Origin of the sequence: Pseudomonas sp. RL (genome assembly GCF_000647775.1) — a bacterium.
GTDB classification, from domain to species: Bacteria; Pseudomonadota; Gammaproteobacteria; order Pseudomonadales; family Pseudomonadaceae; genus Serpens; species Serpens flexibilis.
Genome location: NZ_JBOY01000083.1, coordinates 1 through 11,055, shown reverse-complemented (window position 1 = coordinate 11,055; position 11,055 = coordinate 1). Strand labels below are relative to the sequence as shown.

Sequence of the window (11,055 nt, the reverse complement as noted above, 5' to 3'; positions counted from 1 at the left end):
GTTCTTCACGTAGACCTTCCAGCTGCACGAGCCGGTGCAGTTCACCCCGTGGGTAGAGCGCACGATCTTGTCGTACTGCCAGCGGTTGCGATAGACGTTTTCCCAGTCGCGGGACTCCTGGCGGGTTTCGCCGTGTCCTTCGGCGAACTCGCCCTGCTTGCGCTTGAAGAAGCGCATCTGGTCAAGAAGATGACTCATGTCGTTGTTTCCTCTCAGGCTGGGCGCCGGAGCGCCCTGTCATGAACTAAACGGGTTGCTCTAGCAGGGGCGTTCCGCGCCACGGCGCGCGTACCACCACCAGGTCACGGCGATGCAGCTCAGGTAGTAGGCGATGAACAGGTACAGGGCGGCCTCGGCGCTGCCGGTCATGGCCAGCGAGGTGCCGAATGCCTTGGGGATGAAGAAGCCGCCGAAGGCGCCGATGGCGGCGCTGAAGCCGATCACCGCGGCCGATTCGATGCTGGCGTTCTTGTTGGCCTGCTCCTCGGTGGCCTGGCCACGCTGGCGGCGTGCCTCCCACTCGCCGCGGAAGATCGCCGGGATCATGCAGAAGGTGGAGCCGTTGCCGATGCCGGCGAAGAAGAACAGCAGGATGAAGGCGGCCAGGAAGCCCCAGAAGTTGCCCTCGCTGCCCTCACCCGGCAGGAAGGCCATGACCACGAACACGAAACCGGCCATCAGCGCGTAGTTCCACAGGGTGATGCGCGCGCCGCCGAACTTGTCGGCCAGCATGCCGCCCAGGGTGCGGCTCAGGGCGCCGACCAGCGGGCCGAGGAAAGCGAACTGCAGCGGGTTGATGTCCGGGAACTGGGTCTTGCTGAGCATGGCGAAGCCGGCGGAGAAGCCGATGAAGCTGCCGAAGGTGCCCACGTACAGCCAGCACATCAGCCAGTTGTGCTTGCGCCGGAAGATCACCGCCTGGGTCTTCACCGAGGCCTTGGCGTCGGCGATGTCGTGCATGCCGAACCAGGCGGCCAGGGACACCGCGGCAATGAACGGCACCCAGATCAGGCCGGCGTTCTGCAGCCACAGCTGACCGCCGTCGCTCAGTTGCTGCGGCTCGCCGCCGAAGCTGCCGAACAGCCCGCCGAGCACCGCCAGCGGCACGGCAAACTGCATCACCGACACGCCCAGGTTGCCCAGGCCGGCGTTCAGGCCCAGGGCGGTGCCCTGGCGCGCCTTGGGGAAGAAGAAGCTGATGTTGGACATGCTCGACGAGAAGTTGCCGCCGCCGAAGCCGCACAGCAGGGCGATGATCACGAACACGCTGTACGGGGTTTCCGGGTTCTGCACCGCGACGCTCATCCATAGGCAAGGAATCAGCAGCGAGGCGGTGCTCAGCGCCGTCCAGCGTCGACCGCCGAAGATCGGCACCATGAACGAGTAGAAGATGCGCAGCGTGGCGCCGGACACCGAGGGCAGCGCGGCGAGCAGGAACAGCTGGTCGGTGCTGAAGCTGAAGCCAACGCTGTTCAGGCGCACGGTGACGGTGCTCCACACCATCCACACGGCGAAGGCCAGCAGCAGCGCGGGAATCGAGATCCACAGGTTGCGGGTGGCGATCTTCTGGCCCACCGCGTTCCAGAACACCGGGTCTTCCGGTCGCCAGTCACGCAGCACCGGGCCCTGGGGAATACCCAGGCCGGCGACGGATTTTTCAAGGACGCTCATCGTCATTCTCCTTGGGCAAGGGGGCTGACCCGGCCCATGAGGGGGGTTTTGCGGATTTCGCTGAAGTACATCCAGATCAGGGAGACCCAGACCACGCCGTACAGCAGCATGAAGGCGGAGGAGCGCACGCCGGTGAGGTCCACCAGGGCGCCGAACAGGATGGGCAGGATGAAGCCGCCGAGGCCGCCGGCCAGGCCGACGATGCCGGAGATGGCGCCCATGTTCTGCGGGTAGTCATCGGCGATGTACTTGAACACCGAGGCCTTGCCGAACGCCCAGGCGATGCCGATGACGAACATCAGTGCGGTGAACACCCAGGCGTTGAGACCGATGTGGAAGGTCTTCGGGCCGTTGACGGTCTGGATGGTGAAATCGGTCTGCGGGTAGGAGAGCAGGAACAGGCACACCCAGCTCACCCACAGCACCCACCAGGTCACGCTTTGCGCGCCCCACTTGTCCGACATCCAGCCGCCGACAGCGCGCAGCACGCCGCCGGGCAGCGAGAAGCAGGCGGCCAGCAGCGCGGCGGTCTGCAGGCTGAAGCCGTATTCCTGCACGTAGTACTTGGTCATCCACAGCGCCAGCGCCACGTAGCCGCCGAAGACGATCGAGTAGTACTGGCAGTAGCGCCACACGGCCGGGTCCTTGAGCGCCGCCAGTTGTTCGCGCAGCGACACGCTGCTGGCCACTCGGTGGGCCTTGTTGTCGCTGGTGAGGAACCAGAACAGCAGCGCGGTGATGAACAGGATCGCCGAGAACACCTGCGGCACCAGCTGCCAGCTGCCCCAGGCGATCAGCGCCGGGGCGAGGAACTTGGTCAGCGCCGAGCCGGCATTGCCGGCGCCGAAGATGCCCATGGCCAGGCCCTGGTTGTCCTTGTCGAACCACTTGGCGACGTAGGCGATGCCCACCGAGAAGGAGCCGCCGGCCAGGCCGACGAACAGGCCCAGCACCAGGAACTGCCAGTAGGCGGTGGCCTCGGCGATCAGGTAGATGGGCAGCACGCAGGCCAGCATCAGCAGGAAGAACACCACGCGCCCGCCGAAGCGGTCGGTGAGCATGCCCAGCGGCAGACGCACCAGCGAGCCGGTGAGCACCGGCGTGGCGGCCAGCAGGCCGAACTGGGTTTCGTTGAGCTGGAGCAGTTCCTTGATCGGCACGCCGAGCACCGCGAACATCATCCAGACCATGAAGCAGACGGTAAACGCCAGGGTGCTCATACTCAGCACCAGGGCTTGCTGTACCTTCGCACGACTCATAATCCACCTCGCCGAGGCTCCTTGTGTGGGTGCCATCTTGGGCGCGGCGGCCAGGCCAACCTTGACGAAAATCATGGTGGGCGTGGGGGTGGCACTCCTAGGATCGGCCGGCTTACCCCGAAAGAGGTAATCCCGTTTTCTTCGGAAAATGCCTTGTTTTTCAATGACTTGCTTTTACGCTTCGGTTCATTCCGGGTGCCACGCCGGCACCGTGAACTCTTTGGAGGTAGCTGTGGCAAAACGCTGGTGGAACGGCTCGCTGCCGGCCCGGGCCGGGGTCGCGGTGTCGCTGATCGTGATCTTCGCGCTGGCCAGCGCCCTCAGCTCGGGGCTGATCGCCAAGCTCAGCGAAGGCGATGCCGCGGCCATCAATACCGCCGGCTCGCTGCGCATGGCCATCTACCGCATGACCTGGAAGCTGGAGGCCGAGCACAGCCCGGAGCAGGTGCGCCAGCTGGCCACGCAGTTCGAGGAACGCCTGGCCAGCCCGGCGCTGACCCTGGAGCTGAAGAGCAATGCCGATCTGCATGACGCCTACCTGGCGCTGCAGCAACGCTGGCGGGAGGAACTCAAGCCGGCGCTGCTGAGCGGAGACTTCGACGACTTCCCGCCACGCGCGGAAAACTTCGTCGAGCAGTTGAATGCCTTCGTGCTGCTGCTGCAGAAGCGCAGCGAGGCCAAGCAGGGCTGGGTGCAGACCATCCAGGGCCTGGCGCTGTTCGTCACCGTGGTGGTGCTGATGGTCGGCATCTACCAGCTGCAGGGCACGGTGCTGGCGCCGCTGCAGGAACTGGTCGCCGCCAACGAGCGCTTCCGCTCCGGCGATCTCGGGGTACGGGTGAAGTACGACGCCGAGGACGAGCTCGGCCAGGTAGCCGCCAGCTTCAACGCCATGGCCGAGGCCATCGAGCGCTCGCACCAGACCCTGGAGCGCCGGGTGGCCGAGGAAACCGCCAACCTGGCGCAGGCCAACGCCGCCCTGCAGCTGCTCTACCAGAGCAGCCGCCGGCTGGCCAGCGGTGCCGCCGACGCCAATGCCCTGGGCAGCCTGCTGGAGGACTTCCGCAGCCGCTTGCCCGGTCTGCAGCTGTCGCTGTGCCTGCACGGCGAGCCCGGCCAGCCGGCCGAGCAGCTGGTGGCGCTGCACAGCGACCGCGTGCGGGAGATCTGCGCACCGGAGGACTGCGCCCTGTGCACCCTGCGCGGCAGCCCCAACCTGCTGTCCTGCCCGGTGGTCAACCAAGGCAGCGAGCTGGGCGAGCTGCGCGCCAGCTTCGCCGGCCGGCCGGCGCGGGACTGGGAAGCGGAACTGATCCAGGCGCTGGCCAACCTGATCGGCACCGCGCTGTCGCTGGAACGCCAGCGCGAGCAGGAACATCGCCTGCTGCTGTTCGAGGAACGCGCGGTGATCGCCCGCGAGCTGCATGATTCGCTGGCCCAGGCGCTGTCCTACATGAAGCTGCAGGTCAGCCGCCTGCAGACACTGATGCGCCGGGGCGAACCCATGGAGCGTCTGGAGGCGGTCAGCGAGGAGATCCGCGAGGGCCTGAACTCGGCGTACCGCCAGCTGCGTGAGCTGCTTACCACCTTCCGCCTGTCCATCCAGGAGGGCGGCCTGGAACAGGCGCTGCAGGACACCACCCGGGAATTCGCCGAGCGGGGTGACTTCCAGGTGCGCTTGCAGGTTCAGCCGCTGGCCTTCACCCTGTCGGCCAGCGAGCAGATCCACGTGCTGCAGGTGGCCCGCGAGGCGCTGTCCAACTGTGCGCGGCATGCCGGCGCAGACCAGGTGACGGTCGCCCTGCGCCAGGACGGCGAGCAGGTGGAGCTGCTGATCGAAGACAACGGCCGCGGCCTGTCCGGCGAGTACGACCAGCGCCAGCACCATGGCCTGACCATCATGCAGGAACGTGCCCGCAGCCTGGGCGGCAGCCTGGCCATCGGCCCCGGCGAACCGCGCGGTACCCGGGTGCAACTGCGCTTCCGCCCGGTGTTCCTGAGCCTGATTCCCCACGAGAGACTGACATGACCTACCGCCTGCTGCTGGTCGACGACCACCCGATGATGCGCCGCGGCATTCGCCAGTTGCTGGAACTGGAGGACGACCTGCAGGTGGTCGGCGAAGCGGGCAACGGTCAGGAGGCCCTGGACTCGCTGGCCGAGCTCCAGCCGGACCTGATCCTGCTGGACAACAACATGCCGCAGATGAACGGCGTGGAGACGCTGAAGAAGATCCGCGAGCGCGGTTTCACCGGCAAGGTGCTGCTGTTCACCGTCTCCGACGCCGAGGAGGACGTGCGCGACGCCATGCGCTTCGGCGCCGATGGCTACCTGCTCAAGGACATGGAGCCCGAACAGCTGATCGACCAGTTGCACCGCGTGCTACAGGGGCAGATGGCGATCAGCCCGGCCCTGACCAGCGTGCTGGCCCAGGCGCTGCGCAGCCCCCAGGGACCGAGCCAGGCCGACCTCACCGACCGCGAGCGCCAGGTACTGAAGATGATCGCCGCCGGCCTGAGCAACAAGATGATCGGCAACAAGCTGGGCATCACCGAGGGCACGGTGAAGGTGCACGTGAAGAACCTGCTGCACAAACTCGGCCTGCGCGGCCGGGTGGAAGCGGCAGTGTGGGCGCTGGAGCATCTGCGCTAGCGCCCCCCACCCCGCACCATCGCGTCGGCATGGCGTGCCTGCGGCACGCACGGTGGATCGGTGGAGCGCGATCCACCCTACGATCTGCGCCGGGCTGTCGGGACCGGTAGGGTGGACAACGTTTTCCTTGTCCACCAACGCGCCGGCATGGCGCGCCTATGGCACGCACGGTGGATCGATAACGCGCAAGCCACCCTACGGTTCGTAGCGAAAGGTCTCGTCCAGCTGCGCCGGGCTGTCCACGGTGACCTCCAGGTCCTTCACCCGTCCGTCGTCCAGCCCGTAGATCCAGCCGTGCACGGCCAGCGGCTGGCCGCGCAGCCAGGCGCCCTGCACGATCGGCGTGTGGCAGACGTTGCGCACCTGACGCTGCACGTTCAGCTCGCAGAGCAGGTTCACCGCCTGCTCCTCGTCCAGCCCGGCGAAACGTTCCAGGTTCTGGTGGTAGAGCGCCTTGATCGCGCGCAGCCAGTTGTCGATCAGTTGTCCCAGGGCGGCGTGTCCGAGGGCGGCACGCACGCCGCCGCAGCCGTAGTGGCCGCAGACGATGATCTCGCGCACCCGCAGCACATCGACGGCGTACTGCAGCACCGACAGCAGGTTCATGTCGGTGGCCACCACCATGTTGGCGACGTTGCGGTGCACGAACAGTTCACCGGGCAGCAGCCCGACCACCTCGTTGGCCGGCACGCGGCTGTCCGAACAGCCGATCCAGAGAAACTCCGGCCGCTGCTGGCGGGCCAGCCGGGCGAAGAACTCGGGGTCGCGGGCGCGCAGCGTGGCCGACCAGTGGCGGTTGTTGTCCAGCAGTTGGTGAATGTCCATGGGCCTACTCCCGAAAGAATCGCGGCCTGATTAGCACGCGTCCGGCGGGCCGCCGTTGTCGTTGGTCAAGGTCGCCCGGTCGATGCCCCTCGGCTAAATCCGAGCAAACTGATCAAGATCAAGCGGATTCGCGCACCGGAGCGGCGACACTAGGTCGCACCCACTGGCCATGCCCCTTTGGAGGTAGTGCCACGGGGGAATGGTCGCCTCGCCAACGCCTCCCTAGCATGGGCTCGGCCCATCCGGTCGTATGGCATGGCGCCATTTGGCACGGCTTCACGACCGACGCCGAAACGGGAACCGATCCTAGAGGTGCGCATGCTGACCGACACGGAAATACTCACCACGCTCCGCCAACACCCGCTGTTCGAAGGGCTGGCGGAGGGACCGTTCCAGGAAGTCTGCCGGCTGGCCATCCAGCGCCGGCTGGACGCTGGCGAATGCCTGCTGCATCAGGGCGAGCCGGCCGAGCGCTTCTACGTGCTGGTGCAGGGCCAGATGAAGCTGACCCGCGTGTTGATGGAAGGCCAGGAAAAGCTGGTGGAGATCATCCAGCCCGGACAGAGCTTCGGCGAGACGCTGATGTTCAGCGGCCAGGAGTGCAACCCGTTCAGCGCCAGCGCCCTGAAGACCAGCTCGCTGGTGAGCCTGGACAGCCTGCACTACCGACGCCTGCTGGAAGCACAGCCGCAGTTGTGCCTGAACCTGCTGGGGCGTTTCAGCCAGCGCATGCAGCAGTTCCTCGACGAGATCGACACCCTGGCGATGGCCAACGCCAGCCAGCGGGTGGCGCGCTACCTCAACCAGGAACTGCAGGACGGCGCCAACCTGGTGCAGCTGCACGTGCCCAAGCGCCTGATCGCCTCGCAGCTGGGCATCCAGCCGGAGACCTTCTCGCGCATCCTGCACCGCCTGATGGACGCCGGCATCATCGCCATGGAACGCCGCAGCATCCGCGTGCTGGACACGCCCGCCCTGACCGGTTTCATTCAGTAGCTCGCCAGCAGGAGGCGCGTCATGCCCGATCCCAAGCTCCCCCTGGTCTACTCCTGCTCCGGCTGTTCCAACGTTGCGCAGCTGGCCAACACCCTGGCAGTGCGCCTGGACCGTGGCGGCCTGGCGGAAATGTCCTGCATCGCCGGGGTGGGCGGCCGGGTCGCCTCGCTGGTCAGCAAGGCCAACTCGCAGCGACCGATCCTGGCCATCGATGGCTGCCAGCTGCAGTGTGTGCGCGCCTGCCTGGAGCAGCACGGCGTGACCGCCAACGTGCACGTGGTGCTCAGCTCCTACGGCCTGAAGAAGCGCCACCACGAGGACTTTTCCAGCGAACAGGCCGACGAGCTGCTGGAGGAGATGCGCCAGATCATCGCCAGCGACCGCATGCGCCCCACCCCGCCGCCACCGGAGCCGAAACCGAAACTGCGCGTGGTGAAGTGAGTCAGCCGCGCACCTCGAAGGCCGGGAATAGGTTTTCCAGCCGCTGACGCAGCGCTGGCCAATCGGCCGGCGCGAGGCTCGGGCCCAGCCTGGCGTCCAGCATCCGCGCGCTGCGCACCGGCTGCAGCACGAAGCGCTGGACACCGCATTCGGCCAACCGGCAGGCCAGAGCCCAGAGGCGCTCGGCGTCCAGCAGTTGCCAGTGCAAGGTGGTGCGGCATTCGTAGGCGACGCCGCTGTCCAGCAGCCGTTCCAGGCTCTGCCAGTTGGCGCGGTCGCTGTCCGCCACCCCGGTGATCGTCTGCCCATGCCCGGGCGGCGCCTTGACGTCGAAGCCCACCCAGTCCACCTGCGATAGCACCCGGGCGAAGCGTTGCGGCTTGATGCCGGCGCTGTGCAGGCCGACCTTGAAGCCCAGCTCGCGCACCTGGGCCATGGCGGCGGCCAGCGCCGCCTGCTGGGTCGGCTCGCCGCCGCTGAACACCACCGCCTGCAGCAGGCCAACGCGCCGCTCCAGGAAGGCCAGCAGGTCCGCCCAGGCCAGTGACGTGTCGCCGCGCGCCGGGATCAGCTGCGGGTTGTGGCAGTAGCGGCAGCGCCAACCGCAGCCCTGGCAGAACAGCACGCAGGCCAGGTGGTCGGGGAAATCGAGGGTGGTCAGGGGGACCAGCCCCCCGACCCTGAGCGTGGTGCTCACGCGGAGCGACCGTTGGCCGCCGACTCGGTGAAGTGGCGGCGCTCACGGTGTTCGGACTGCTTGCCGGGATTGAAGGCCGCCACCGGACGGTGGTAGCCCATCACCCGGGTCCAGACTTCGCAGCGCTGGCGTTGTTCCTGGGGAAGTTGCGTACTCATGGAGATCTCCTTGGGTTGGGGGAAGTCGATTCAGGCGCAGCACGCCTGCTTGCGCAGCAGTGCCTCGTCACAGCGCGGGCAGAACTCGTGCTCGCCGGCCAGGTAGCCGTGCACCGGGCAGATCGAGAAGGTCGGCGTGACGGTCAGGTACGGCAGGCGAAAGCGGCTCAGCGCGGTGCGCACCAGCTGCTTGCAGGCCTCGGCGGAGGAAATCCGCTCGGCCATGTACAGGTGCAGCACGGTGCCGCCGGTGTACTTGCACTGCAGCGCGTCCTGCAGCTCCAGCGCCTCGAAGGGGTCATCGGTGAAGCCCACCGGTAGCTGCGAGGAGTTGGTGTAGTACGGCGCCTCGACGCTGCCGGCCTGGAGGATGTCCGGGTAGCGCTTGCGGTCTTCCCGGGCGAACCGGTAGGTGGTGCCCTCGGCGGGCGTGGCCTCCAGGTTGTAGAGGTGGCCGCTGTCTGCCTGGAACTGCACCAGACGCCCGCGCACGTGGTCGAGCAGGCGCAGCGCCAGTTGCCGGCCAGCCTCGGTATGCAGGCCTTCGCGGTCGCCGGTGAAATTGCGCAGCATCTCGTGCAGGCCGTTCACGCCGATGGTGGAGAAGTGATTGCGCAGGGTGCCCAGGTAGCGCTTCGTGTAGGGGTACAGGCCGTTGTCCATGTGCTGCTGGATGACCTTGCGCTTGACCTCCAGGCTCTCGTAGGCAAGGTCAAGCAGCAGGTCGAGCTGGCGATACAGGCCCGGCTCGTCGCCCCGGAACAGATAGCCCAGGCGCGCGCAGTTGATCGTCACCACGCCCAGCGAGCCGGTCTGCTCGGCCGAGCCGAACAGCCCGCCGCCGCGCTTGAGCAGCTCGCGCACGTCCAGCTGCAGGCGGCAGCACATGGAGCGCACCTGGTTGGGCTGCATGTCCGAGTTGAGGAAGTTCTGGAAGTACGGCAGACCGTAGCGCGCGGTCATGTCGAACAGGCGCGTGGCGTTGTCGCTGTCCCAGGGGAAGTCGTGGGTGATGTTGTAGGTCGGGATCGGGAAGGTGAACACCCGGCCCAGGCCGTCGCCGGCCATCATCACCTCGATGTAGGCGCGGTTGATCAGCGCCATCTCGGCCTGCAGCTCGCCGTAGGCAAAGGGCATTTCCTCGCCGCCGATGCAGGGGATCTGCTCGCGCAGGTCCTCGGGGCACACCCAGTCGAAGGTCAGGTTGGTGAACGGCGTCTGGGTGCCCCAGCGCGACGGCACGTTCAGATTGTGGATGAACTCCTGGATGGCCTGGCGCACCTGTTCGTAGCCCAGGCGGTCCTTGCGCACGAAGGGCGCCAGGTAGGTATCGAAGCTGCTGAACGCCTGGGCGCCGGCCCATTCGTTTTGCAGGGTGCCGAGGAAGTTGACCATCTGCCCCAGGGCGCTGGACAGGTGTTTCGGCGGCCCCGCCTCGACCCGGCCAGGCACGCCGTTGAAGCCCTCGTTGAGCAGCGTTCGCAGCGACCAGCCGGCGCAGTAGCCGGCCAGCATGTCGAGGTCGTGGATGTGCAGGTCGCCCTCGCGGTGCGCCGCGCCGATGGCCGGGCTGTACACCTCGTCCAGCCAGTAGTTGGCGGTGACCTTGCCGGACACGTTGAGGATCAGCCCGCCCAGCGAATAACCCTGGTTGGCGTTGGCGCGCACCCGCCAGTCCTCGCGCGACAGGTATTCGTTCATCGAGGCGGCCACGTCGACCAGCGCCTTGCGGTCGCGGCGCATGCGACCGTGGCGGGCCCGATGCAGGATGAAGGCCTTGGCGCTGGCGTAGTGGCCGGCCTCCATCAGCGCCTGCTCGGCGAGGTCCTGGACCGCTTCCAGCTCCACCGCGCCCGTCGCCGGCAGGCGCACCACCACGCCCTGCGCCAACTGCGCCGCCTGCCGATCGTCGAACTCGCCACTGGCCCGCCCCGCGGCGGCAATGGCCAGGCGGATACGCTCGCCATCGAACGGCACGCGCTCGCCGCTGCGCCTGATCACCCTGTCCGGCATCTGCTCCTCACTCCTACATATAGATTCAACGAAAACTCAAAACACAACATGTTGTGCTGAATCTAGTGGCGAAGCACAAGAATGCCATTGACCTCGATCAACTTCGGACCGGCGGAGGCGGACCTGGTGCACAAGAAGCAAGCGCTGCATCGGGCCGGCCTGGCGGCCGACCGCACCCAGAAGCTCGCGAATGAATTCGCTCCCACAGGGTTTGCGCGGGGCCGTTCTTCTGTAGAAGCGGACTTGTCCGCGAGCTTTTTGGCGGCCGGCTAGGTGCGGCCGCGCCCATAAGCTCGCGAATGAATTCGCTTGTATGTTTGTGCCTGTCGGGGATGAGGGACCA

At 66.9% G+C, this 11,055-nt stretch carries 10 protein-coding genes and 1 pseudogene; 5 read left to right on the top strand and 6 right to left on the bottom strand.

The window, feature by feature from the left end:
• The 3 genes from AS93_RS20355 to AS93_RS0113525 all read right to left on the bottom strand — a co-directional run.
• A partial coding sequence (locus AS93_RS20355; protein ID WP_155956149.1) for a hypothetical protein occupies window positions 1-198 on the bottom strand: 198 nt, incomplete at its 3' end.
• A 60-nt stretch (window positions 199-258) separates the two neighbouring features.
• The gene (locus AS93_RS0113530; protein ID WP_037009303.1) at window positions 259-1,671 is read right to left on the bottom strand and encodes a NarK family nitrate/nitrite MFS transporter; all 1,413 of its coding nucleotides are present in this window, start codon (window positions 1,669-1,671) and stop codon (window positions 259-261) included.
• A gap of 2 nt (window positions 1,672-1,673) precedes the next feature.
• On the bottom strand, window positions 1,674-2,930 hold the full coding sequence (locus tag AS93_RS0113525; RefSeq protein WP_027591113.1) for a nitrate/nitrite transporter: 1,257 nt from the start codon (window positions 2,928-2,930) through the stop codon (window positions 1,674-1,676).
• A 232-nt stretch (window positions 2,931-3,162) separates the two neighbouring features.
• Between AS93_RS0113525 and AS93_RS0113520 the strand changes: the two genes are divergently transcribed.
• Together AS93_RS0113520 and narL are read left to right on the top strand one after the other, a co-directional pair.
• Window positions 3,163-4,959 (top strand): type IV pili methyl-accepting chemotaxis transducer N-terminal domain-containing protein, encoded by a 1,797-nt coding sequence (locus AS93_RS0113520; RefSeq protein ID WP_027591112.1) that lies wholly within the window; start codon window positions 3,163-3,165, stop codon window positions 4,957-4,959.
• Window positions 4,956-5,582 carry a two-component system response regulator NarL gene (narL, locus tag AS93_RS0113515; RefSeq protein WP_027591111.1) on the top strand — a complete coding sequence of 209 codons (627 nt, stop codon included), beginning with the start codon at window positions 4,956-4,958 and terminating at the stop codon, window positions 5,580-5,582. The genes AS93_RS0113520 and narL overlap by 4 nt, the downstream gene beginning before the upstream one ends.
• Window positions 5,583-5,777: 195 nt before the next feature.
• Here narL and can read toward each other — a convergent pair whose 3' ends face one another.
• On the bottom strand, window positions 5,778-6,407 hold the full coding sequence (gene can, locus AS93_RS0113510; protein ID WP_027591110.1) for a carbonate dehydratase: 630 nt from the start codon (window positions 6,405-6,407) through the stop codon (window positions 5,778-5,780).
• A gap of 318 nt (window positions 6,408-6,725) precedes the next feature.
• On the opposite strand from can, the gene AS93_RS0113505 reads away from it, so the two are divergent.
• Both AS93_RS0113505 and AS93_RS0113500 read left to right on the top strand, forming a co-directional pair.
• Window positions 6,726-7,403 (top strand): Crp/Fnr family transcriptional regulator, encoded by a 678-nt coding sequence (locus tag AS93_RS0113505; protein WP_027591109.1) that lies wholly within the window; start codon window positions 6,726-6,728, stop codon window positions 7,401-7,403.
• 21 nt (window positions 7,404-7,424) lie between these two features.
• Window positions 7,425-7,844, top strand: coding sequence for a putative zinc-binding protein (locus AS93_RS0113500; protein ID WP_027591108.1), 420 nt, complete (start codon window positions 7,425-7,427; stop codon window positions 7,842-7,844).
• Window position 7,845: 1 nt separating this feature from the next.
• Here AS93_RS0113500 and AS93_RS0113495 read toward each other — a convergent pair whose 3' ends face one another.
• Both AS93_RS0113495 and AS93_RS0113485 read right to left on the bottom strand, forming a co-directional pair.
• On the bottom strand, window positions 7,846-8,541 hold the full coding sequence (locus tag AS93_RS0113495; RefSeq protein WP_027591107.1) for an anaerobic ribonucleoside-triphosphate reductase activating protein: 696 nt from the start codon (window positions 8,539-8,541) through the stop codon (window positions 7,846-7,848).
• Between the two features lie 14 nt (window positions 8,542-8,555).
• Window positions 8,556-10,712 (bottom strand): annotated as a pseudogene (locus AS93_RS0113485) (ribonucleoside triphosphate reductase); the annotation flags it as partial.
• A gap of 81 nt (window positions 10,713-10,793) precedes the next feature.
• On the opposite strand from AS93_RS0113485, the gene AS93_RS0113480 reads away from it, so the two are divergent.
• A complete protein-coding gene (locus tag AS93_RS0113480; RefSeq protein ID WP_162172927.1) occupies window positions 10,794-10,985 on the top strand; it encodes a hypothetical protein in 192 nt (63 codons plus the stop codon).
• Window positions 10,986-11,055 lie beyond the last annotated feature (70 nt).

Coding starts and splice junctions, on each gene's coding strand:
- AS93_RS0113530 (WP_037009303.1), bottom strand. CDS start 1,671: ATGAGCGTCCTTGAAAAATCCGTCGCCGGCCTGGGTATTCCCCAGGGC.
- AS93_RS0113525 (WP_027591113.1), bottom strand. CDS start 2,930: ATGAGTCGTGCGAAGGTACAGCAAGCCCTGGTGCTGAGTATGAGCACC.
- narL (WP_027591111.1), top strand. CDS start 4,956: ATGACCTACCGCCTGCTGCTGGTCGACGACCACCCGATGATGCGCCGC.
- can (WP_027591110.1), bottom strand. CDS start 6,407: ATGGACATTCACCAACTGCTGGACAACAACCGCCACTGGTCGGCCACG.
- AS93_RS0113505 (WP_027591109.1), top strand. CDS start 6,726: ATGCTGACCGACACGGAAATACTCACCACGCTCCGCCAACACCCGCTG.
- AS93_RS0113500 (WP_027591108.1), top strand. CDS start 7,425: ATGCCCGATCCCAAGCTCCCCCTGGTCTACTCCTGCTCCGGCTGTTCC.
- AS93_RS0113480 (WP_162172927.1), top strand. CDS start 10,794: ATGCCATTGACCTCGATCAACTTCGGACCGGCGGAGGCGGACCTGGTG.